Source organism: Lysobacter sp. CA196 (genome assembly GCF_052078695.1).
Taxonomy (GTDB): domain Bacteria; phylum Pseudomonadota; class Gammaproteobacteria; order Xanthomonadales; family Xanthomonadaceae; genus Lysobacter.
Map to the genome: position 1 here is coordinate 34,737 of NZ_JBQJIN010000023.1, position 21,113 is coordinate 55,849.

Below are 21,113 nucleotides of genomic sequence, written 5' to 3' on the forward strand. Positions count from 1 at the left end.
TGCCGGAAGTCACTTTCTGCGCCACGGCCATTGCCACTGCGCACGCCCACGCGCAGCATCCGCGCATGCCTTCCGTTCTGCGCGTGATCTTCCAAGCCATCAACCTGCCCGCCGTGCTGACCTGGTTGGCGGTGGCCTTATCGCTGCGCCACGACGGCATCCGCGACCAGATCGCGCAATGGGTGGCGATGGTCGGCTTCCTGCTGAGCTTTCTCGCCAGCGACCTGATCCCGCCGTCGCGGCCGCGCCGGAAGCTGGCGCTGTTCGCAGTCGAAACGTTATGCGCGCTGGCGGTGTGTTGGCTGGCGCCGAAGGGCGGCACCTCACCGGCCTTGCTGGTGGTGCTGATCGCTCACCTCGCCCTGGTCTATCCGCCACGGCCGGTGTTGATCGTCGCGTTGCTGTTGAACCTGGCGCTGTACCTGATCATGCGCAGCGCCGGCCACGGTGCGCCGTTGGTGGTGACTCTGATCTTCGCCGGCTTCCAGGGCTTCGCGGCGATGGTCGCCCATTACGCACGCAGCGCCGAACACACCCGCGACCAGCTCGTCCTGGTCAATGCCGACCTGCTCGCCACCCGCGCCTTGCTGGCCGACAGCGCGCGCGACGCCGAACGCCTGCGGGTGGCGCGCGAGCTGCACGACGTCGCCGGCCACAAGCTCACCGCGATGATGTTGAACCTGCGCGCGCTCGCCGCCGAACCCGACCTCAGCCATCGCGACGAAGTGCAGCTGGCGCAACGACTGGCCGGCGAATTGCTCGGCGACATTCGCAATGTGGTCCAGGCGCTGCGCGATTCGCGCGGCCTCGACCTCGCCACCGCCCTGCGCGCCCTCGCCGCGCCGATGCCAAGGCCGGCACTGGAGTTGGACATCGACGAACGCATCCACCTGACCGACCCGGCGCTCGCCGAGACCTTGCTGCGGCTGGTCCAGGAAGCGCTGACCAACAGCGCCCGCCACGCCGATGCCGAACGCGTGCGGGTCTCGATCCAGCGCGACGGCGAGCACTTGCAGATACGGGTGGAAGACGACGGCCGCATGCGCGGCGCGCTGCGCGAAGGCAACGGCCTGGCCGGCATGCGCGAACGCATCGCCGCAGCCGGCGGCAGCCTCAGCTTCGCCCTCAACGAGCGCGGCGCGATGCGTATCGACGCGAGACTGCCGGGATGAGCCAGCCCCTGCGTATTGCCCTTGCCGACGACCAGATGCTGGTGCGCGCCGGCCTGCGCGCCCTGCTCGAACGCCTGGGCCTGAGCATCGCCTTCGAGGCCGACGACGGCCAGGCCTTGCTCGACCGCCTCGCCGACACCCCGGTCGACGTGGTCCTCAGCGACATCCGCATGCCCGGCCTCGACGGCATCGACGCCCTGCAGCGCCTGCGCGCACGTGGCGACCGCACCCCGGTGCTGTTGCTGACCACCTTCGACGACAGCGAACTGCTGCTGCGCGCGGCCGAAGCCGGCGCGCAGGGTTTCCTGCTCAAGGACGCCGCCCCGGAAGACCTGCGTGACGCGATCGTGCGCGTCGCCGCCGGCGAAATCCTGCTGCAGCCGGTCAGCACCGAACCGGTACGCGCGCGTTACCGCTACCACGCCGACGATGCCCCGCGCGCCTTGTTCACCGAGCGCGAGGTGTCTGTGCTGCGGCTGATGGCCGGCGGTTACTCCAACAAGGAAATCGCCCGCGCGATGTTCCTGGCCGAGGGCACGGTCAAGAACTACGTCTCGGTGATCCTCGACAAACTCGACACTCGCGATCGCACCCGCGCAGTGTTGAAGGCGATTACCTTGCGGGTGATTTGAGGGCGGGAGTCGGGATGGGGGCGTCGGGATTTACGCGAGCCGTGCCCCCTGAGCCACGCAGAGGCGGAAACGCCGATGGCATCCATCAAACCGGCGTGCTTTCGCGGGGTAGGAGCGACGCAAGTCGCGACCGCGCTGCGACGGTCTCGCGGCGCCTCGGTCAAGCAAGATCAGGATCAGGATCAAACGCCAAGAGCTTCCGCCACTAAAGCGGCGGGTTACTTTCTTTTGTCTAAAGCAACAAAAGAAAGCTAACCAAAGAAAAATGCTCTCTTTGAATCACAAGCCCGCACGAGCCGCGCATACGCAGGGATCTACATACGGGACATCCCTGTCCCGATGAAAAACGGCCCGCATCCCTGCGGGCCGCCCTCCGGGTCTTCTATTGCCTTCGCTAGTGCGCGGCGGCGCACAGCCAAATACCAATGCCCCGCAATAGGGAATCGGAGCACGGCGACACCATCCCCTGTAGGAGCGGCGTGAGCCGCGACCACGGGAGGCGCGGAAGCAACAACGCCGATCTCATCCATCGAAACGGCGTGCTTTCGCCGGGGTAGGAGCGGCGCAAGCCGCGACCGCGAATCTGCAGCTGCCGGCGCGTGCGATCCGGTAGCGTGGTCGCGGCTTGCGCCGCTCCTACCCAAGAGCAGATGCGATCGGTCAACCGTTGTCGTTGTCGTTGGAGCTTGGCGCAGCACCGCACTAGCGAGGACACATGGAGACCCCGCGGGCGGCGCACAGGACGTGCGGCGTTTTCCGATAAGACAGGGACGTCTTATCGGAAAATCCCGGCGCCAGCTGCGTACTCGCAAGGGAGCTCCGTCAAGGAAGGCCTCCCTTTGGTTAGCTTTCTTTTGGGCCAGCAAAAGAAAGTAACCGGCCGCGTCAGCGGACGGAAGCTCTGCTCTTGCTTGAAGGGTGCGCCGGAGACCGGCGGACTCGGCCGCGACTTATGCCGCACCGACAGGGGCCCGCGAAACTTTCCCCCAGGCATGTCACACGGTGACCCGCTGGATCGTCGAACCGGTATAAGCGACTGAATCCCCACCGGAGAACGCCCCATGAGCACCACCGCCCCGATCAAGTACGAACGCGAGATTCCCGAGATCCTGGCCCAGCTCGGCCAAGTCGAGGCCGCCGTCGCGGCCCTGGGCCTGGAGCGGCCGATCTATCACCTGATCAAGCTGCGCGCCTCGCAGATAAACGGCTGCGCCTTCTGCGTCAAGATGCACCTGCGCGAGGCCCGCGCCGACGGCGAAAGCAACGATCGTCTCGACCGGCTGGTCGTGTGGCGTCATGTCGCCGATTTCAGCGCCGCCGAGCGCGCCGCCCTGGCCTGGACCGAAGCCCTCACCACGCTCGACGAGCGCACCGACTACGGCGCCCTGCGCGGGGCCTTGCGCGAGCATTACAGCGACCAGCTGATCGGCGCGATAAGCGCGGCGGTGGCGATGATCAACCTGTGGAACCGGCTGCAGGTGTCCAAACACTGAGGCTTGCTCTCGTCTGCATTTGTGCAGGAACCTGCATTTCGCTAACTGCTCGCTGCCCTCATCCGCGCGTTGGGCTCGTTCTCGGCCTTGCACTTCCCTACGATCGCCGCGAACGGGAGAAGGGAAACAGATCCGCTTCAGTCGGGCGTTCTCATGCGCCCTCTGCTTCTGGCCGCTCTGAGCCCCTCTCCCGCTTGCGGGAGAGGGGTTGGGGCGAGGGCCACGCGCCCCACATACTCTCCAGCCCATCGCCCCACGACGCGAGCGCGCAGCGCCTGCACTTCCGAACCGACCCATGAACGCTTCCGACGACTCCCAACTGTTCGCGCAATCGGCGCCGATGCTGATCGGCCTGGCCTACCGCATTCTCGGCTCGCGCGCCGACGCCGAAGACGCCGTCCAGGACACCTTCCTGAAATGGCAGGCCACCGATCGCAGCAGCATCGACAACCCCGGCGCCTGGTTGACCACCGCCTGCACCCGGCGCTGCATCGACCTGTTGCGCTCGGCGCACCGCACCCGTGTCGACTATGTCGGCTCCTGGCTGCCCGAGCCGATCCAGACCGCCGCGGCCGAGCGTCCCGACGAACAGCTGTCGCTGGCCTCGTCGCTGTCGACCGCGTTCCTGCTGCTGCTCGAACGGCTGACCCCGAAGGAACGCGCGGCGTATCTGCTGCATGAGATCTTCGAGCAGTCCTACGCCGACGTCGCCCGCACCCTGGAGATCGAGGAAGCCGCCTGCCGCAAGCTGGTCCAGCGCGCGCGCGCCAACGTCGAGCAGGAGAAGGTCCGCCACGTCACCCCGGCCGAACAACAGGACCAGTTGCTGGCGGCGTTCGAGACCGCGTTGACCGAAGGCCGTACCGCGCCGCTGGCGGCCTTGCTGTCCGAGCAGATCACCCTGCGCGCCGACGGCGGCGGCAAGGTCACCGCGGCGGCCGAAGCCCTGCATGGCCACGACGCGGTGCTGGGTTTCATCGAACGCATCCTGCACCCGGCCTGCCGCAACGACCGCTGGACCTTCGTCGACCTCAACGGCTCGCGCGGCGTGATCCTCGAACGCGACGGCCGCATCGAAGCCGCCGTGAGCTTCGGCTACGACGAGAACGACCGCCTGCGCGACATCTTCATCATGCGCAACCCCGACAAGCTGGCGCGGCTGGAGGCGGTGAAGATTCGCTGAGGTGGGCTCGGGGCTCGGGGCTCGGGACTCGGGACTCGGGACTCGCAGAGTAAGACCGTTCGCCTCCTTGCCATCCCCCCCTTTGGAAAGGGGGGGTTAGGGGGGATTTGCTCTACCCCCACAAAGCCCAGCCCCCCCTCAGCCCGGGTCCATCCCCGCCGCACCCACCGAGCGCAGATAAGCATCCAGCCCATGCTCGCGCGTGTCGACGAAGCTCTCGCCGGTCGCGGCGTATTCGACGATGCGGTCGGGGCGGAAACTGCGGAAGTCGACGCGCAAGCGGCACCAGGCGCCCAGGGTCCAGCTGCCGCCCCAGAACGACAGGCACAGCGGTTCGATCTCGCGCGCGCTCGCACGGGCCTCGCCGTCGCGATAGACCAGGCGCAGCACACGTTGTTCGAGCACCGCGCCGTGCAGGGCGTCGATCAGGCCGCTGGCCTCGATGCGGTTGTCCAGCTGCGGGGCGAAGATGCGGGTGCGGGCGCTGCGCGCGCGCAACTCCGGCGGCAGCACCGCTTCGATTTTCAGTAAAGCCGCGGTCGCGCCGCGACCGAGACGCTCGCCGCCGAAGGCACGCACGAAGCGCGTGCCGACCACCAGGGCTTCGAGCTCGTCGGGATTGAACATCAGCGGCGGGATGTCCGCGCCCTTGCGCAACAGATAGCCGACCCCGGCCTCGCCCTCGATCGGCACGCCGGAGCGCTGCAGGTCGGCGACGTCGCGGTAGACCGTGCGCAGCGACACTTCCAGGGTCTGCGCCAGTTGCTGGGCGGTGATCGCATGGCGGCGTCCGCGCAGGGCATGGATCAGCAGGAACAGACGGTCGGCGCGGCGCATCCGGCATGATCCCGCGCCGCCGCGCCGCACTCAAGCGGCGGCGCCAGGCTCGGGGTTCGTCCGGCGCCGCCTGAACTCATGCACGCAGCTCCGAGCGCGCGGTCGGCGCCAGATGCAGCAACTGCGGCGCCTGTTTGAGGTCGCCCAGCATCGCGTCGGCCAGCAGCGCGCGCCAGCGCGGGTCGCCGTCCAGGGCGGCGGCGTGGGCGCGCTGCGCGGCTTCGTCGGCATAACCGGCGAACCAGACCAGCACCCGCTCGCCCTCGCGCACCGGCAGGCGTGGGTAGCCGTTCGGCGACGGGTCGGTGACATAGCTCGCCAACAGCTCGGCGCCGCCAGCGCCGAGCAAGGGCACGAAGCGCTGCTCGAACAGCTCGGCGAAGCCGTCCTCGGCCGGCGCACCCAGTTCGCAGATGCCGATGGTGACCACACTCTCGCCGCTCGCAGTGCTGCCGACCGCGGCACGCGCCGCCGGTGCGACCGCGAAACCCGAGCCCGGCCGTGCCGCGCGCAGCATCAGTACGTCGTCGTTGTCGAGCAGGGTCGCGTTGGCGGCCTCGCGATGGCGCTTCCAGGTCGGGCCGCCGTAGAAGGCGTCGAGCGAGGCCGCGCGCAGGGCATGGTTCGGAAAGCCGCGCACCCAGGTGTAGCGGTCGGCATGGTCGAGATCGCGGAACTGCGCGATCACGTGCATGCCCACCGCTTCCTGCGGCTCGATGAACTCGCGCTCGAACAGGCCGATGAGGTCGTCGCGGCGGCCCGGCTGCATGCGGTATTGGCGCAACTCGATCACCGCATCCTCGTGCAGCAAGCGGCCGTGTTCGTCGCTGCGGTGCATCCACATATGCCAGTTGGTTTCCCAGCTGGCGCCGCCGTCGAGCGAGAACTCCTGGTGCCAGTGCGCGGTATTGGCGCTGATGTCGTTCCAGACGAACTTGGCCAGCACCGGCCGGCCCTCGTGTTCGAGTTCGCCATGAAACACGCCGACCCCATTCTCGTAGCCACCGACCACCGGCGGTTCGAGCACGCCGTCGTGGCTGCCGGCCCAGTAGATGCTCCACTGCCGGCGTTCGAGGTTGAACAGGCGCAAGGTCATGCCCTGGAAACCGTCCTCGGCGCCGGGGCGGCCCCAGTCGGAGACGAAGGCATCGACATTACCGAGGCCGCCGAGCACCGGCGCGCAGGTCTGGGTGGCCGGGAAGATCTCCCAGTCCTCGGATCCGACCAGGCGTTGGCGCAGGCGTTCGTTGTGCACCTGCCAGCGGCCGTGCAGGAAATCGAAATCGTGGCGGCCGTCGCCGCCCGCGGGGGTGTCGTTCATCGCTTCGCTCCTCGCATGCGGGCTCAGGCCTGCCGCGTCATCCACATGACCCAGTTGGTTTCCCAGTTGCGGCCGTCGTCCGCCGACAAAGCCTGCTCCCAGCGCACGCTGTCGGCGGTGATCTCCGACCAGGTCGCGCGCGAAGGCAGCATCCGGCCTTCGTGCGCCTCCAGGCCGTGGAACACGCCGATGCCGTCGCGGAAGCTGCCGCTGAGCGGCGCTTCGAGCACGCCGTCGCGGTCGCTGGCCCAGTACACCTGCCACAGCTTGGTCGCCGGTTGGTACAGGCGCAGGGCAAAACCTTCGATGCCGCCGCCCCAGGCGGTGAGATAACGGTCGACGCTGCCGAGACCGCCGAGCACCGGCCGGCATTCGTCGGTGGCGTCGAACTCGATCCAGTCGTCGCTACCGACCAAGCGCTTCGCCAGGCGGCGGTTCTTGACCTGCCAACGGCCGTGATAGAAGTCGAAATCGTGGCGGCCGTCGTGGTCGGGCGCGGCCGGGCCGCCGCTGGCGGGCGCGGTCGCGGCCTCGCCGAACGGCGCCGCCTGCAGCACCGAGCTCATCGCCGCGAGCTGAGCGCTCGCCCCCAACTGCAGGATCAATCGTCGTTGCCGGTCCATCTCGCGCTTCCCCCGTGGCCGCGTCGGGCCAGGCCGTGCCGATCGCACTCAGTCACTGTGCGCGGGGGCTGCTGCCAGCCTGCTGTCAGCAGGGCGGGGTGGGAGGGCGAAAGCGAAAGCAAGGGCAAAGCTAAAGGCAAGGCAAGGCAAGGCAAGGCAAGGCAGAAGCAAATCCCCCCTGCCCCCCCTTTGTCAAAGGGGGGACTCGGTCGTGCAGGAGCGATAGCTCTTCGGAGGGAACGCAAGGAGCGTTAGCTCAATAGGCGTCGCCCCGCTTTCGAAACGCCCCGGAGGATTCCCCCCTTGAAAAAGGGGGGCCAGGGGGGATTTGCTGTTGCTGTTATTGCCGTTGCTGTCGCTCCGACTCCCAACTCAACCGATGTTCAAACCACCGGCGCCGCCGGAAACAACACCCGCACCTCGAAGCCGCGGCCGGGGCCGCGCGGGTCGTCGGCACCACGCTCCAGGCCTTCGCCGCATTCGATGCGGGCGCCATGGGTCTGGGCGATGCGCGCGACCAACGACAGGCCGATGCCGCTGCCGCCGTCCGGGCTGCCCGGGGCGCGGTAGAAGCGGTCGAAGATGCGTTGGCAGTCGTCGACCGCGACGCCCGGCCCGTTGTCGGCGACGCACAGCGCGACCGCAGCGTCGCCGTCGGCATGGCAGGACACCGCGATGGTGCCGTCGGCGCCGGCATGGCGCACCGCGTTGTCGATCAGATTGCGCAGCAAAATGCCGAGCTGGTCGACATCGCCGAGCAAGCGGGTCGGTTCGGCGCGCAAGGTGATGCGTTGTCGGCGTTCGCGGGCGAGGGTCTCGAAGTCGCGGATCACCAGCACGATCAGGTCGGACAGGTCCAACGGCGCCAGCCGCACCGACTCCTCGCCGGCATCGAGCCGGGCCAGGTCGAGCAGTTGCTCGGACAGGCGCGCGCTGCGCTGCACGCCGGCCCGCAAGCGCAACAGCGCGGCGTTCTTTTCTTCGAGCGTGTCGGCGCGCAAGGCCAGCTCGGCATGGGTGCTGAGCACCGCCAGCGGCGTGCGCAATTCGTGGGCGGCGTCGGCGATGAAACGGCGCTCGTGCTGGACCGCGGTGTCGACGCGTTCGAGCTGGCTGTTGAAAGCGTCGACCAGCGGCCGGAATTCGTTCGGCAATTCGGCGCTCGGCAGCGGGGTCAGATCGAGCGGCGGGCGCTCGCGCAAGGTGTCGCGCAAGGTCGTCAGCGGCCGCAGCGAGCGGCCGATCACCATCCACATCGCCAGCCCGAACACCACCAGGATCAAGGCCGCCGCAAGCAGGCTGCCGAGGATCCAGCCCTGCAGTTCCTGGATCGCCATCTGCTTGGTGCGGCCGACTTGCACCACCAGGCCGCGCACGGGGTCGGTGAGGCTGTAGACCTGCCAGCGCTCGCCGTGGATCTCGCGGCGGGCGAAACCGTTGCGGAAGTCCGGCTTCAACGGTTCCAGCGGCGCGGCCGCCGAATACACCACGTTGCGGCCCTGCGCCCACACCTGGAAGCTCATCTTGCGATCGGCCTCGACCGGCACGGTGACGCGTTTGGGATCGCGCGAGGGCAGGCGCTCCAATCCTTCCGGCATCGACGCCAGCACCTGCTCGGCGATCTCGCGCAGCGAGTTGTCGAGAAAACCGGTGTGCTCGCGGCCGAGTTGCCAGATCTGGCAGCCCATCCACACGAACCAGGCCAGCAGCACGCTCTTGATCAGGACGAAGGTCAGGCGCCAACGCAGCGAGCGGGTGCCGCGGCAACGCTTGTCGGCGACCGCCGCGGGCGCGGCCGGTGCAGGCGTCGCGGGTGCAGGCGCAGCGGGCGCGCTCATGCCGGACCCGCGCCGACGCGATAGCCGTAGCCGTGCACGGTCATGATCAGGTGTTCGCCGAGCTTGCGCCGCAGCTGGTGCACGTACACCGCGATGGTATTGCTCTCGATGGTGCCGGAGCTGCCGTACACGGCTTCTTCGAGTTGCTCGCGGGTGACCACCCGGCCCTGGCGTTCGAGCAACAGCATCAGCGTGCGGAACTCGTGTCCGCTCAACGCGACCGGCTCGCCGTCGCGGGTGACCAGGCGCCGCGCCGGGTCGAGCACCACCGTGCCGCAGCTCAGCACCGGCGAGACCCGGCCCTGGCTGCGCCGCATCACCGCACGCAGGCGCGCGCACAACTCGTCGAGCTGGAAGGGTTTGACGATGTAGTCGTCGGCGCCGGCATCGAGTCCGGCGATGCGTTCGCTGAGCTTGTCGCGCGCGGTCACGATCAGCACCGGGGTGGCGTCGTAACGGCCGCGCAGGGTCGCCAGCACGCCCAGGCCGCTGCCGCCGGGCAGGCCGAGATCGAGCAGGACCGCGTCGAAGTCGTGATCGACCAGGGCGGTCTTCGCCAACGGCGCATCGGCGACCCAATCGACCCGCCAACCGTCGTGTATCAGGCCTGCGCGCACCGCCTCGGCGAGCATCGCGTCGTCTTCCACCAGCAGGATGTTCATGCCTCGCCTTGCGTCACCTTGTCGCATCGCCGGCTGCACAGTGCACCGGCACGATTAAAAACTTCTTAAAAGCGCGCGAGCAGGATGTACTGCCTCCCGGTAAGGAGCCTCGCCATGCTCGCCCCGCCGTTCTTCGCCGCCCGCGCCGACGCATTGCGCACGGCGCTGCCGACGATGCTACCCCCGCCACCGCGACGACGACGCGGCGACGACGCCCTGCACCGTACCGACGCCCCTGTCAGCACCGATTCCTCCCCCTCCCTCTCCCGGAATTCGCCGCCCATGAAGCCCCAGCTTGCCGCTCCCGACCCGTCCGCCCTCGCGCCCAGGACCCTGGCCGGTCTGGTGGTTCGTCCGGTGATCCGCGAAGACGCCGCCGTGCTGATCGAGCTGTGCAACGAGCACGCCGAGCAGCTCACCCTGGAGCGCCGGCCCTACGGCCCGCCGCGCAGCGATGCGCTGGAGCTGATGGAAGTGCTGTTCGAGCCGCCGTTCGGCGCCTGGGCCTGGATCGCCGAGGTCGACGGCCTGCACGTCGGCTACGCCAGCGCCACTGCCGGTTTCTCGATGCTCGAACGCGCCTACTGCCTGCAGCTCGACGACCCTTACCTGCGCGCGCCCTGGCGCGATCGCGGCATCGAGGCCGAGTTGTTCCGCCAGGCGCTCGATGCGGCACGCCGCTTCGGCTGCCTCAACTTGCAATGCCAGTCGCCGCTGTGGAGCGAGGCCGCGCGCGGGCTGGAGGCGCCGGTGCGCGCGCTGCGCATGGATGCGATGCGCTACGTGGTGCGGATGGACAGCGAGACCGCCGAGGCCTGAGCGCTGCTAAGGCCCTGCTTGACCTCGGTCCGGCTCGCGCTCGAACAAATCCGACTGGGCCGCAACGTCCTCGCCTTCGGCGAAGCCCGACAGGCCGACGCCGACCAAGCGGAACAGGGTCTGCGCCGGCAGCTCGACCCGCGCGCGCAGCGCGCAGGCGATGTCGGCCAGCTCGGTCTCGTCGGCCGGCGGATGGGCCGCGGTCAGGCTGCGGGTGAGGATGCGGAAGTCGGCGGTCTTGAGCTTCAGCACCACGGTGCGGGCGACCCGCCCGGGGCTGCGCTGCAGTTCGCGTTGATAGCCGGCCCAGGTCTTGCCGGCGAGCCGGCGGATGTCGGCCTCGACCTGCTCCAGCGGCAGGTCGCGCTCGAAGGTGTCCTCCGAGGACACCTGCAGGGTCGGCCGCTCCGGCTCGACCGCGTTGTGGTCGATGCCGAGCGAGAGTTCGTGCAAGCGCCGGCCCCAGCGGCCGAAGCGCTGCTCCAGGGCGAGCGCGCCGAGCGCGCGCAGGTCGGCGACCACACTGACGCCGAGTTCGGCGAGCTTGGCCTCCATGACCTTGCCGACCCCGGGCAGGCGCCCGACCGGCAGCGGCGCCAGGAAGGCCTCGACCTGATGCGGGCGGATCACGAACAACCCATCGGGCTTGCGCCAGTCCGAGGCGATCTTGGCCAGGAACTTGTTCGACGCCACCCCGGCCGATGCGGTCAGCTGGGTCTCTTCGCGGATCGCCGCGCGAATCGCCTCGGCGGTCGCGGTCGCCGACGGCAGCCCGGTCTTGGTGGTGGTGACGTCGAGATAGGCCTCGTCGAGCGACAGGGGTTCGATCAGGTCGGTGTGGCGGGCGAAGATCTCGCGCACCTGGCGCGAGACCGCCTTGTAGCGCACGAAATCCGGCGGCACGAACACCGCCTGCGGGCACAGGCGTTCGGCGCGCACCGCCGGCATCGCCGAGCGCACGCCGAACTTGCGCGCTTCATAGCTGGCCGCACACACCACCGAACGCGCGCCGCGCCAGGCCACCACGACCGGCTGGCCACGCAATTCCGGCGCATCGCGTTGCTCGACCGACGCGTAGAACGCGTCCATGTCGACATGCAGGACTTTGCGGCTGGGCGCGGATTCGGACACGGCACCGGGACAGGCGGACGAACGCGCCATGGTAGCGCTTCGCCGCCTGCCCGCTTGCGCCGGATCGTGCGGGTCATGCGGGTCATGCAGACCCGGGCGGATCAGGCGGGCCCGCGCCGCCGCGCTCCGATGCGCCCTCGCACCGTCGCGACGATCACAGCGGCTGGAACAGGACTTCCAGTTGGTCGACGCTGTTGAGGCCGGCGCCGTAGGTGCCGTCGCCCTGATCGGACTGCCCGGCGTTCGGCAAGGCCGCGACCAAGGCGGCAAAGGCCGGCCCGACATTGTCCTCCCACAACGCGATCTGGCCGACGATCGATTGATTCTCCGGGAAGTTGGCCAGCAGCGCGGTCACGGTGGGCACGTCGGCAGCGGTGAACGGTTCGTCCTGGTCGTTCATCATCACCAGATGGATGCCGATGACCTGGGTGGCATCGACGTTGCTGGCGACGATGCCGATGCAGGAGGTGAAGTTGCCGAACTGCACCGTCGGCACGACCTGGCCGTTGACGGGAGGAATTGCCTGCGCGCTGGCCCATTCGCATTCGCGGATGTTGAGCGGCGTGTTGCATTGAAAGATCTGGTAGGGCATCGGAACTCTCCTGTGGGTAGGACGCAGCCGATGCCGCGCCAGAATTCCTTCTAGCGGCCCCGACCGCGACGCGATATGCGGACGCGGTCCGCAGCGACCGCTTCGATTCGCAGTGCCGACCCCGCGCTCGAACACCAGAGCGGTGCACGCACCTCGTCTTAGTAAGCGCCGCCTACGTCGCGGTTCGCCGCGTGCAAGGCCCTCGCCGCTTCACGAGCGCGCGCCGGCCGCGTTCTGGCGGACATGACTATCTCTCTACGCATAGACGCCGACGAAGCGGCCATCGAGTCGCATCCCTGCTTCGCCGGCCTGCCGGAACCGGAATCGGTCGAGTTCGAGGCCCTGTGCCGCTTCTGCGAGGAACATCGCGTCGAGGTGCTGTCGTCGCTGCCCTGGGTCGCGGCCGAGATCGCCGCGCTCGAAGGCTTCGACGCGATGCTGCGGCTGGTGCGCCGCCACGGCGGGCGCCGGCTGTACCTGTCGCGCAGCCGCAACGCGTGCTCGACCCGGCTCGGCGTGGCCCTGGACCCGCCCACCCACCGCCGCCTGCTCGACCGCGCCAGCGCCGCCGGCACCATCGAGATCCCTTCGGCCTGGGGCGTGTTCGTCGGCCTGCGCCGGGTCGGCATCCGCGCTGCGGTACGCGCCGGGCGCAGCCAGCGCGAGGTCGCCCAAACCTTCGGCGTGACCGAGCGCCACCTGCGCCGCGAGGCCGACAGCCTGCGTCCGGGCTGACTGCGCCCGTGCTGACCGCGCCCGTACTGAACAGGGGCGCCGGCCGGACTGCGCCGCGCGCGCGGCATCGGCGACAATGGCGGCCCTCGCCGCCACCGTCCCCGCCATGTCCGCAACGTCCCCCGTTCCCAGCGCCATCTCCCTGACCCGCTACCTGATCGAAGAACAGCGCGCCGGGCGCATCAATCCCGACCTGCGCCTGCTGATCGAAGTCGTCGCCCGTGCCTGCAAGACCATCTCCATCGCGGTCGGCAAGGGCGCGCTCGGCGGCGTGCTCGGCGAAGCCGGCACCCCTGGCGAAGCCAGCATGAACATCCAGGGCGAAGCGCAGAAGAAGCTCGACGTGCTCAGCAACGAGATCCTGCTCGAAGCCAACGCCTGGGGCGGCCACCTCGCCGGCCTGGCCTCGGAAGAGATGGACACCTCGCACCCGATCCCGGACGTTTACCCGCGCGGCAACTACCTGCTGCTGTTCGATCCCCTCGACGGTTCGTCCAACATCGACGTCAACATCTCGGTCGGCACGATCTTCTCGGTGCTGCGTTGCCCGGACGGCGTGACCCAGGCCGCCGACAAGGACTTCCTCCAGCCCGGCACCGAACAGGTCTGCGCCGGTTACACGACCTACGGCCCGAGCACGATGCTGGTGCTGACCATCGGCAACGGCACTCACGCCTTCACCCTCGACCGCGAAGTCGGCAGCTTCGTGATGACCACGCGCAACATGACCATTCCCGAGGAAACCAAGGAATTCGCGGTCAACATGTCCAACCAGCGCCACTGGCAGCCGCCGATGCAGGCCTACGTGGCCGATCTGCTGGCCGGCAACGAAGGCCCGCGCGGCAAGGACTTCAACATGCGCTGGGTCGCCTCGATGGTCGCCGACGTGCACCGCATCCTGACCCGCGGCGGCATCTTCAGCTATCCGCTCGACGCCAAGTGCGCCGACAAGGGCGGCAAGCTGCGCCTGATGTACGAAGCCAACCCGATGAGCTTCCTGGTCGAACAGGCCGGCGGCGCCGCCAGCACCGGCCGCCAGCGCATGCTCGAAGTGCAGCCGACCGGCCTGCACATGCGCGTGCCGGTGTTCATCGGCAGCAAGACCGAGGTCGAAACCGCAGTGCGCTATCACCGCGAACACGATGCTGAACAGGCCTGAGGCCGGCTCGATCTAAATCTGAACAGGGCTCTCTCCCGGCTCAGGGAGGGCGCGCCGATGCGGTCGGGGCTCACGCAGGCGTTGCGCCCGCATTGGTCCGGCCCGGCCCCGGCTGAACGAACCGGGTTCTTTGGATGAATCGACTTGCGGCTATGCCTAAACGCGCATCGTCGCCGATAGCGGTCGCCCGATGACCGGCTTTGCTTCGAGTGTGCGTTGGTAGTAACACTTGCAGTAATTGTCGGCGCCTTGCGCCCGCGGGGAAAAGCGATGTCGAACAGTACTCGGCGCGACTTGGGAGGTCGCTACGCGGCCAACGGCGTTACTTCGCCCAAACTTGCCGCGGCACGCGATTTCGCCGGCCGTGAACTGCTGTATCTGAGCCCCGGCGGCGCCGGGCGCATGCACGCTCTGGCGCCGCTGCAGACCCTGGGCTGGACCCTGCGCCGCGTGGTCGATGCGCGCGGCGCGATGCGCATGCTGCACGCCAACCTGCGTCTGCCGCATGCGGTATTGATCGACCTGCGCGAAGGCTTCGACGCGCGCGACCTCGACGAACTCGGCCCGGCCTTGAGCGTGCACAACGCCGGCTGGATCGCCGGCATCGCCGCCGACCAGGTCGAAGACCCGATCGTGCGCCGGCTGATCCGCGATTACTGCTACGACTACGTCACCCTGCCCTGCCCCGAAACCGTGCTGCACACGGTGATCGGCCACGCTTACGGCATGGCCGCGTTGGCCTGCGGCCATAACGACGATACCGGCTCGAACTACGTCGACGGCATGGTCGGCGAAAGCGAGGCGATGCGTTCGCTGTGCCGGGTGTTGAACAAGGCCGCGTCGACCGACGCGCCGGCCTTCATCGCCGGCGAAACCGGCACCGGCAAGGAACTCGCGGCGATGGCGATCCACCGCCATTCGCGCCGCCAGCGCAATCCTTTCGTCGCGATCAACTGCGGCGCGATTCCGCACAACCTGATCGAGTCGGAACTGTTCGGCTACGAACGCGGCGCCTTTACCGGCGCGCAGCAACGCAAGCTCGGCCGCATCGAGATGGCCAACGGCGGCACCTTGTTCCTCGACGAAATCGGCGACCTGCCGCTGGAAAGCCAGACCTCGCTGCTGCGTTTCCTCGAACAGGGCAGCATCGACCGGCTCGGCGGCCAGGGCCCGGTCAAGATCGACGTGCGCATCGTTTCGGCGACCCATCACGACCTCGAACTCGCAGTCGCCGAAGGCCGTTTTCGCAGCGACCTCTATCACCGCCTGTGCGTGCTGCGCCTGCAGCTGCCGCCGCTGCGCGAACGCGGCGGCGACATCGACCTGCTCGCCGATTACGCGCTGCAGCGTTATTCGCAGGAAAACACCCGCGGCCTGAAGGGTTTTTCGCCGTGCGCGCGCCACGCCATGCACCGCCATGCCTGGCCCGGCAACGTGCGCGAACTGATCAACCGCGTGCGCCAGGCCGTGGTGATGGCCGAGGGCCGCTACATCACCGCCGCCGACCTGCGCATCGGCGCGCTTGGCGACGGCCAGCCGATGACCCTGGAAGAAGCGCGCGACGCCGCGACCCGCGAAGCGATCGAACGCGCCCTGCACCGCAACCGCCGCCGCCTCGGCGAATCCGCGCGCGAACTCGGCGTGTCGCGAGTAACGCTGTACCGGCTGATGCAGAAGCTCGGCATGCGCGGCAGCGAAGAGGATGTATCCGAGGAAGCCGAAACCGCCTGAGCGGCGCGCAACGGCCAACGCGGTTGCCTCCTTGCAGAACAGATGCGGTTCCCCCCTTTGCGGAGGGGGGCTGGGGAATTTGCTCTTATTGCAGATGCCATGACTCTGCGTCATCCGAACCAAACCAATCCCCGCGCCGCACAAAACACCTATCGCCGCCGACCGCGCCGCGCATCCAGCCACGGCTGCAACGACACCATCCACAGATTCTCGTTGCCGTTGTCCCAGGCCTGCAGGCGCGCCATGTCGCGCTCACCGGCGTCCTGGCTGCGCGGATAGCTCACCGGCAGCGAGCCCTTGCCGGCGAAATACAGGGTGACGCCATCGGGCCCGAGATGCGGCGCCCACGGGCTGTGCCGATTGATCGCATCGCCGAGGTCCAACGGCGCCGACCAGCCCTCGCCTTCGCGGAACACGATGAATAAACGGTCCGGGCCTTTGCGGTCGGCGTAATTGGCGTCGAACACCAGGAAGGACTCGTCGGGCGCGATCGCCGGATCGAGCTCGTGCGCATCCGCCGGGCCCAGTCGAACCGGCGTCGGAACCAGATACTCGCCGTCGCGGTATTGCGATCGGTACAGATGGAACTCGTCGTCGTCGCCGGGCCGCTGGAAGTACACGCTGCCGTCGGCTGCGACGCTCGGCGCGAAACTGCGTGTGCTGAGGTTGACGCGACCGGGCAGCCGTTTCGGCTCGCCCCAGCCATCGCCCACGCGATCGACGCGCCACAGGTGGCCGCCGTTGCCCGGCGAGGACTTGCCGTTGGCGAATACCGCCGCGAGCGCGGGACCACCGGCTTCGGCGGCGCGGTTGGAGGTGAAGATCAGGTGCGAACCGTCCGGCGCCATCGCCGGGTCGTGATCGAGCCACTGCCCGGAAAACGGGGCGATCTTCGGTTCCGACCACACTCCGTCGACCAAGTGCGAAACCATGATCGCGCCGTTGGGCCAGTGGAGGCGGTCGAAATACACGCTCCGGCCGTCCGGAGTGAACGCCGGCGAATCCTCGTTGGCCGGTCCGGACACGATACCGGGCGCGAACACGCGCGGCGGCGCGGTCGCCACGATGGGCGTCTGTGTGCGCGCATGCACGGGCCCCGCGAGGCTCGTCAACGCAATGCAGATTGCCAGGCCCGGCAAAACAGGATGGTTCATGACGCCCCCGATGGAAGACCGATGCAGCCGCGCTGCGGATTGGCCGCGACAGTAGGCGGCGCCCTGCGCAGGCAGCGCGTGCCGCAGGTCCGCAGGACCTTCGGCATTGAGTTGTGCGCACGAAACACGCGGTAACAGGGTGTATCCCTGCGGCGACCGCGACAGCGGCGGCGGCTTGCCTGCTGTAGCGGCGCGGCCCGACCGCGCCGGCGTGAATCCAGCCGTCCTTGTCGATTGCCGCCGCCCGGGTTCGTCGTACCAGGCACCCTCACCCACGGAGTACGGAATGAAGATCTATTGGATCAAGGCCCAGGCGCCACGACGAGTACTGGCGCTGGTCAAACACCTCCGCATCGACGCCGAGCTGATCGAGAAAGACCTGATAGCCGGCGAACTCAAGGCCGCCGATTACGCCGCACTCAACCCCAACTGCAAGGCGCCGACCCTGGTCGACGGCGAGCGGGTGCTGTGGGAGTCTTCGGCGATCATGGCCTACCTGTGCATCCGGCAAGGTTCGGACATGTGGCCGGCGCAGTCTCCCGACGAACAGATCGAAGTGCTGCGCTGGCTGTCGTGGAACGACTGCCACTGGGCCGAGGCCGTGGCGCCGTTCTACTTCGAGCATGTGGTCAAGAGCACCTTCGGCTTCGGCGTGCCGGACACGGGGTCGTTGCAGGGCGAGGTCGAGCGCCTGGCGAAATTCGCCCGCGTGCTCGACGCGCATCTGGCCGATCGTCGCTACATCGCCTGCGGCCGGCTCACCATCGCCGACTTCCAGCTCGCCTCGATGGCGGCCTATTGGCGCGAGTCGGAGATGCCGCTCGAGCCCTACGCCCACATCCGGCGCTGGCTCGAGGACTTGATGCAAATCCCAGCCTGGGCCGACCCGTGGCCGAGCGAAGACCGGCCCTCGGCTGCGGTAGCGGCTGGGTGAGCGACACGCCGAATCGCGGTCGCGCTCAAGACGTCCCGATCGAGTTTCGGCGCGGGGGATTTGCGGTTCGGCAAGCGCAGGCAAAAAATCGGGGCGGAGGCCTCACACCTCCGCCCCGACGCGAGCGCCGTCGGAACCGACGACACCGGGAAACCTGGGCCGTTCGACGGGGTCTCGACGGCGCCGGTACTGGAGTCGTCGCGAGAGTCGTGCCAACAATTTAAATAATTGAATTAATTGATTATTTTCCCTCACCAGCAGCGCCCAGCCGAGGCCGTCCGACAAAAGCGTTGCGCCCGGGTTACCCGCCGGTCGCACCGATTTTCACGCCGATCACCGCAAAACCCAGCGAAAGCCAGGCACAGCGGCCGGCAGGCTCACGAGGAAACCGTGTAAACAAGCACAGTCGCGCCGTTGCCTTTTTGCAACGCGCCTCGCGTGCGAGGATGACCGCCTTCCCGCGCCTGCCTTCCAAGCCATGTCATCGACGACCGACGCCCCGGACGATTTCATCGAGGTCTATCCCGAGGCCCTGACCCGCGAGCAATGCGCGGACCTGCTGCGCCGGTTCGACGCCAGCCGCGAGAGCGAGCCAGGCCGGGTCGGCGGCGGGGTGATGCCGGACCTCAAGGACAGCCGCGACCTGACCATCACCGGCCGCGAAGGCTGGAAGGACGTCGAGATCGCCTTGAACCTGGCGGTGTTCCGCGGCCTGTTGCGGTATCTGCGCCGCTACCCGCACACGATGATCGCGCCGCTGATGCTGGAAGCGCCATCGGCCGACGGCAAGCGCCACCGTCTCACCCCCGAACGCATGGCCGACATGGACGACAACGCGCTCGCGCCGATCGCCCAGACCGTGTTCCGCCCGGGCTCGATCAATCTGCAGCGCTACACCGCCGATCGCGGCGGTTATCCGTACTGGCATTGCGAGCTGTACCCGCGCGACCCGGGTGCCGAAACCCTGCACCGCCACGTGCTGTGGACGATCTACCTCAACGACGGCTTCGAGGAAGGCGAAACCGAGTTCCTGTATCAGCGCCGCAAGATCGTCCCGCGCACCGGCGACCTGCTGATCGCGCCGGCCGCGTTCACCCACACCCACCGCGGCAACCGGCCCAAGGGCAGCGACAAATACATCGCGACCAGCTGGATCCTGTTCCAACGCGCGGAGCAGTTGTTCGGCGGGCGCTGAGTATCTTGGCGTAAGGCTGTTGCGTAGCGGGCGAGAGCAAATCCCCCGGCGCAGCCACGATGCAGGCATCCATCCGACGCAGGCGCCCGCCCCCTTTGTCAAAGGGGGCGAGTTCACGCGGCATGGTTCGTACACAGGTCGAGTACCTTCCGCAGTTCCCCCCCTTTGAAAAAGGGGGGCAGGGGGGATTTGCTGTTAGCTGTTAGCTGTTAGCTGTTAACCGCCAACCCGCCAAACCTCACGGATTACGCGGATGGTTCAACACCAGCCAATACAAGCCGACCTGCTTGACCGCCCAGACGAACTGCTCGAAATCCACCGGCTTCTGGATATAGCTGTTGACCCCGAGCGCATAGCTCGCCTCGACGTCGAAGGGCTCGGTGCTGGTGGTCAGCACCACCACCGGCAGGGTGCGGGTGGGCTCGTGGGCGCGGATCGCCTGCAGCACTTCGCGGCCGTCGACTTTCGGCAGATTGAGGTCGAGCAGGACGATCGACGGCAGGTCGTTCGGGTCGCGATCGGAGTAACGGCCACGGGCGAACAGGTAATCCAGCGCCTCGGCGCCGTCGCCCATCACCACCAGCCTGTTGGCGATCTTGGCCTCGTCGAAGGCGAGCCGGGTCAGCTCGACGTCGTCGGGATTGTCTTCGACCAGCAGGATTTCCTTATGCATCTATGTTTTCCTCGCCTGTCGCAGCGACAGGCAATTCCACTATGAAGGTGCTGCCCGCACCGGGCTGCGAATGAGCGCGCAGCTCGCCGCGATGGCGCTCGACCACGCGGCGCGCGATCGCCAGGCCCAAACCGTGGCCGCCGCCCTGGTCCGGCCCATGCAGGCGCTGGAAGGGCTCGAACAATTTGTGAGCATATCGCATGTCGAAACCGGAGCCGTGGTCGCGGATGGTCAGCACCAGACGGTCCACTGCGGTCTCGCCGCTGACCTCGATGCGCACCGGCTCGACCGGGCCCTCGCGTTCGCACGAGAACTTCCAGGCGTTGTGCATGAGCTGGTTCAACATCAGCTTGAGCAGGCGCTCGTCGCCTTCGACCTGCAAACCGGGCTGGACCGTGATCTCGCCGCGATGGCGCGGATCGGCGTCCTGCAACTCGGCGCCGACCCAGTCGGCGAGCAGGCTCAGGTCCACCGGCACGACCCGCATCTCGGCGCGGGTCACGTGCGACAACTCGGTCAGCGCGGCGAGCAGGCCGGTCATGCGCGAGGCCGCGGCGCGGATGCGCCCGAGGTAGTCGCGGTCGGTCTCGTTCAAGCGCTCGACCGCGCGTTCGCTGAGCAGGGCGGAAAAACTTTCGATCGAACGCAGCGGCGCGCGCAGGTCGTGGGCGACCGCGTCGGCGAACAGCTGCAACTGCCGGTTGGAGGCGTCGAGCGCGGCGCCGCGTTCCTCGATGCGCGCGCTCATGGCCATGCCGGCCTCGCGCTCGCCGCGGATGTCGCGCATGTGCGAGATGAAGTACTGCGGCGCGCCGGACTCGTCGCGCATCACCGCGACGTTGAGCTGCACCCAGACCTCGCTGCCGTCGCGATGGACATAGCGCTTGTGCTCGTCGACCGAGGCCAGGCTGCCGTTGACCAGCGCGGTGACCAGGTTGTTGCTGATCGCCAGGTCGTCGGGGTGGGTCACTTCGCTGTAATGGTGACCGCGCAGCTGATCTTCGCGGTAACCCAGCATCGCGCACAGCGCCGGATTGATTTCCAGCCAGATGCCCTCGATCGAGACGATGGCCATGCCGATGTTCGACGCGGCCATGGCCTGACGGAAGCGATCGTCGCCCATCTTCGACGCCACCGCGGCAGTGGCGTGGGCGGCAGGGGGCGTGGCGCGCGGCAGGCTCATCGGTACAGGGCTAAGGATCTTCGGCGGATGGCGTGACCGGGGAGTG

At 68.1% G+C, this 21,113-nt stretch carries 20 protein-coding genes; 10 read left to right on the top strand and 10 right to left on the bottom strand.

Features of this window, described 5'->3' with window-relative positions; all coding sequences use genetic code 11:
* Positions 1-65: 65 nt before the first annotated feature.
* The 4 genes from ACTOWK_RS17805 (at position 66) to sigJ (ending at position 4,480) form a co-directional block, all read left to right on the top strand.
* Positions 66-1,172 (top strand): sensor histidine kinase, encoded by a 1,107-nt coding sequence (locus ACTOWK_RS17805; protein ID WP_441331438.1) that lies wholly within the window; start codon positions 66-68, stop codon positions 1,170-1,172.
* Positions 1,169-1,804: a response regulator transcription factor gene (locus ACTOWK_RS17810; RefSeq protein WP_441331439.1), complete on the top strand. Its 636-nt coding sequence runs from the start codon at positions 1,169-1,171 to the stop codon at positions 1,802-1,804. Before ACTOWK_RS17805 ends, ACTOWK_RS17810 begins: the two co-directional genes overlap by 4 nt.
* 1,061 nt (positions 1,805-2,865) lie before the next feature.
* Positions 2,866-3,297, top strand: a complete 432-nt coding sequence (locus ACTOWK_RS17815) for a carboxymuconolactone decarboxylase family protein (protein ID WP_441331440.1) — start codon at positions 2,866-2,868, stop codon at positions 3,295-3,297.
* 295 nt (positions 3,298-3,592) lie between these two features.
* Complete coding sequence (gene sigJ / locus ACTOWK_RS17820) at positions 3,593-4,480, top strand: RNA polymerase sigma factor SigJ (RefSeq protein ID WP_441331441.1); 888 nt, start codon at positions 3,593-3,595, stop codon at positions 4,478-4,480.
* Between the two features lie 138 nt (positions 4,481-4,618).
* Here the strand turns inward: sigJ and ACTOWK_RS17825 are convergent, their stop codons facing one another.
* The 5 genes from ACTOWK_RS17825 to ACTOWK_RS17845 all read right to left on the bottom strand — a co-directional run bounded on the left by ACTOWK_RS17825 (position 4,619) and on the right by ACTOWK_RS17845 (position 9,761).
* A complete protein-coding gene (locus ACTOWK_RS17825) occupies positions 4,619-5,317 on the bottom strand; it encodes a helix-turn-helix transcriptional regulator (protein ID WP_441331442.1) in 699 nt (232 codons plus the stop codon).
* Between the two features lie 76 nt (positions 5,318-5,393).
* Positions 5,394-6,638 carry an NIPSNAP family protein gene (locus ACTOWK_RS17830; protein ID WP_441331443.1) on the bottom strand — a complete coding sequence of 415 codons (1,245 nt, stop codon included), beginning with the start codon at positions 6,636-6,638 and terminating at the stop codon, positions 5,394-5,396.
* 23 nt (positions 6,639-6,661) lie between these two features.
* Complete coding sequence (locus ACTOWK_RS17835) at positions 6,662-7,261, bottom strand: hypothetical protein (protein ID WP_441331444.1); 600 nt, start codon at positions 7,259-7,261, stop codon at positions 6,662-6,664.
* A 383-nt stretch (positions 7,262-7,644) separates the two neighbouring features.
* Complete coding sequence (locus tag ACTOWK_RS17840; RefSeq protein WP_441331445.1) at positions 7,645-9,099, bottom strand: ATP-binding protein; 1,455 nt, start codon at positions 9,097-9,099, stop codon at positions 7,645-7,647.
* On the bottom strand, positions 9,096-9,761 hold the full coding sequence (locus tag ACTOWK_RS17845) for a response regulator (RefSeq protein ID WP_441331446.1): 666 nt from the start codon (positions 9,759-9,761) through the stop codon (positions 9,096-9,098). Before ACTOWK_RS17845 ends, ACTOWK_RS17840 begins: the two co-directional genes overlap by 4 nt.
* 282 nt (positions 9,762-10,043) lie before the next feature.
* Here ACTOWK_RS17845 and ACTOWK_RS17850 point away from each other — a divergent pair, with 282 nt between their 5' ends.
* Complete coding sequence (locus ACTOWK_RS17850; RefSeq protein ID WP_441331447.1) at positions 10,044-10,580, top strand: GNAT family N-acetyltransferase; 537 nt, start codon at positions 10,044-10,046, stop codon at positions 10,578-10,580.
* A gap of 6 nt (positions 10,581-10,586) precedes the next feature.
* Here ACTOWK_RS17850 and dinB read toward each other — a convergent pair whose 3' ends face one another.
* Positions 10,587-11,741, bottom strand: coding sequence for a DNA polymerase IV (dinB, locus tag ACTOWK_RS17855; RefSeq protein WP_441331448.1), 1,155 nt, complete (start codon positions 11,739-11,741; stop codon positions 10,587-10,589).
* Between the two features lie 124 nt (positions 11,742-11,865).
* The gene (locus tag ACTOWK_RS17860) at positions 11,866-12,303 is read right to left on the bottom strand and encodes a hypothetical protein (RefSeq protein WP_441331449.1); all 438 of its coding nucleotides are present in this window, start codon (positions 12,301-12,303) and stop codon (positions 11,866-11,868) included.
* A 243-nt stretch (positions 12,304-12,546) separates the two neighbouring features.
* On the opposite strand from ACTOWK_RS17860, the gene ACTOWK_RS17865 reads away from it, so the two are divergent.
* From ACTOWK_RS17865 to ACTOWK_RS17875, 3 genes are all read left to right on the top strand, one after another.
* The gene (locus tag ACTOWK_RS17865; RefSeq protein ID WP_441331450.1) at positions 12,547-13,038 is read left to right on the top strand and encodes a hypothetical protein; all 492 of its coding nucleotides are present in this window, start codon (positions 12,547-12,549) and stop codon (positions 13,036-13,038) included.
* Positions 13,039-13,144: 106 nt separating this feature from the next.
* Positions 13,145-14,197 carry a class 1 fructose-bisphosphatase gene (locus tag ACTOWK_RS17870; RefSeq protein ID WP_441331451.1) on the top strand — a complete coding sequence of 351 codons (1,053 nt, stop codon included), beginning with the start codon at positions 13,145-13,147 and terminating at the stop codon, positions 14,195-14,197.
* 270 nt (positions 14,198-14,467) lie between these two features.
* A complete protein-coding gene (locus tag ACTOWK_RS17875) occupies positions 14,468-15,928 on the top strand; it encodes a sigma 54-interacting transcriptional regulator (RefSeq protein ID WP_441331452.1) in 1,461 nt (486 codons plus the stop codon).
* 149 nt (positions 15,929-16,077) lie between these two features.
* On the opposite strand, the gene ACTOWK_RS17880 is transcribed toward ACTOWK_RS17875, so the two are convergent.
* Positions 16,078-17,019 (bottom strand): TolB family protein, encoded by a 942-nt coding sequence (locus ACTOWK_RS17880; protein WP_441331453.1) that lies wholly within the window; start codon positions 17,017-17,019, stop codon positions 16,078-16,080.
* Between the two features lie 349 nt (positions 17,020-17,368).
* Between ACTOWK_RS17880 and ACTOWK_RS17885 the strand changes: the two genes are divergently transcribed.
* Positions 17,369-18,016: a glutathione S-transferase family protein gene (locus tag ACTOWK_RS17885; protein ID WP_441331454.1), complete on the top strand. Its 648-nt coding sequence runs from the start codon at positions 17,369-17,371 to the stop codon at positions 18,014-18,016.
* Positions 18,017-18,494: 478 nt separating this feature from the next.
* Positions 18,495-19,211: a 2OG-Fe(II) oxygenase gene (locus tag ACTOWK_RS17890; RefSeq protein ID WP_441331455.1), complete on the top strand. Its 717-nt coding sequence runs from the start codon at positions 18,495-18,497 to the stop codon at positions 19,209-19,211.
* Between the two features lie 238 nt (positions 19,212-19,449).
* On the opposite strand, the gene ACTOWK_RS17895 is transcribed toward ACTOWK_RS17890, so the two are convergent.
* Positions 19,450-19,884, bottom strand: coding sequence for a response regulator (locus tag ACTOWK_RS17895; protein ID WP_031374300.1), 435 nt, complete (start codon positions 19,882-19,884; stop codon positions 19,450-19,452).
* A complete protein-coding gene (locus ACTOWK_RS17900) occupies positions 19,877-21,067 on the bottom strand; it encodes a sensor histidine kinase (protein WP_441331456.1) in 1,191 nt (396 codons plus the stop codon). The genes ACTOWK_RS17895 and ACTOWK_RS17900 overlap by 8 nt, the downstream gene beginning before the upstream one ends.
* Between the last annotated feature and the right edge of the window lie 46 nt (positions 21,068-21,113).

Bases quoted from the DNA above. Each gene is read 5' to 3' on its own strand.
- sigJ (WP_441331441.1), top strand. From the start codon at position 3,593: ATGAACGCTTCCGACGACTCCCAACTGTTCGCGCAATCGGCGCCGATG.
- ACTOWK_RS17845 (WP_441331446.1), bottom strand. From the start codon at position 9,761: ATGAACATCCTGCTGGTGGAAGACGACGCGATGCTCGCCGAGGCGGTG.
- ACTOWK_RS17895 (WP_031374300.1), bottom strand. From the start codon at position 19,884: ATGCATAAGGAAATCCTGCTGGTCGAAGACAATCCCGACGACGTCGAG.
- ACTOWK_RS17840 (WP_441331445.1), bottom strand. From the start codon at position 9,099: ATGAGCGCGCCCGCTGCGCCTGCACCCGCGACGCCTGCACCGGCCGCG.
- ACTOWK_RS17860 (WP_441331449.1), bottom strand. From the start codon at position 12,303: ATGCCCTACCAGATCTTTCAATGCAACACGCCGCTCAACATCCGCGAA.
- dinB (WP_441331448.1), bottom strand. From the start codon at position 11,741: ATGGCGCGTTCGTCCGCCTGTCCCGGTGCCGTGTCCGAATCCGCGCCC.
- ACTOWK_RS17900 (WP_441331456.1), bottom strand. From the start codon at position 21,067: ATGAGCCTGCCGCGCGCCACGCCCCCTGCCGCCCACGCCACTGCCGCG.
- ACTOWK_RS17835 (WP_441331444.1), bottom strand. From the start codon at position 7,261: ATGGACCGGCAACGACGATTGATCCTGCAGTTGGGGGCGAGCGCTCAG.
- ACTOWK_RS17815 (WP_441331440.1), top strand. From the start codon at position 2,866: ATGAGCACCACCGCCCCGATCAAGTACGAACGCGAGATTCCCGAGATC.
- ACTOWK_RS17870 (WP_441331451.1), top strand. From the start codon at position 13,145: ATGTCCGCAACGTCCCCCGTTCCCAGCGCCATCTCCCTGACCCGCTAC.
- ACTOWK_RS17890 (WP_441331455.1), top strand. From the start codon at position 18,495: ATGTCATCGACGACCGACGCCCCGGACGATTTCATCGAGGTCTATCCC.
- ACTOWK_RS17810 (WP_441331439.1), top strand. From the start codon at position 1,169: ATGAGCCAGCCCCTGCGTATTGCCCTTGCCGACGACCAGATGCTGGTG.
- ACTOWK_RS17865 (WP_441331450.1), top strand. From the start codon at position 12,547: ATGACTATCTCTCTACGCATAGACGCCGACGAAGCGGCCATCGAGTCG.
- ACTOWK_RS17805 (WP_441331438.1), top strand. From the start codon at position 66: ATGCCTTCCGTTCTGCGCGTGATCTTCCAAGCCATCAACCTGCCCGCC.
- ACTOWK_RS17885 (WP_441331454.1), top strand. From the start codon at position 17,369: ATGAAGATCTATTGGATCAAGGCCCAGGCGCCACGACGAGTACTGGCG.
- ACTOWK_RS17875 (WP_441331452.1), top strand. From the start codon at position 14,468: ATGTCGAACAGTACTCGGCGCGACTTGGGAGGTCGCTACGCGGCCAAC.
- ACTOWK_RS17825 (WP_441331442.1), bottom strand. From the start codon at position 5,317: ATGCGCCGCGCCGACCGTCTGTTCCTGCTGATCCATGCCCTGCGCGGA.
- ACTOWK_RS17850 (WP_441331447.1), top strand. From the start codon at position 10,044: ATGAAGCCCCAGCTTGCCGCTCCCGACCCGTCCGCCCTCGCGCCCAGG.
- ACTOWK_RS17830 (WP_441331443.1), bottom strand. From the start codon at position 6,638: ATGAACGACACCCCCGCGGGCGGCGACGGCCGCCACGATTTCGATTTC.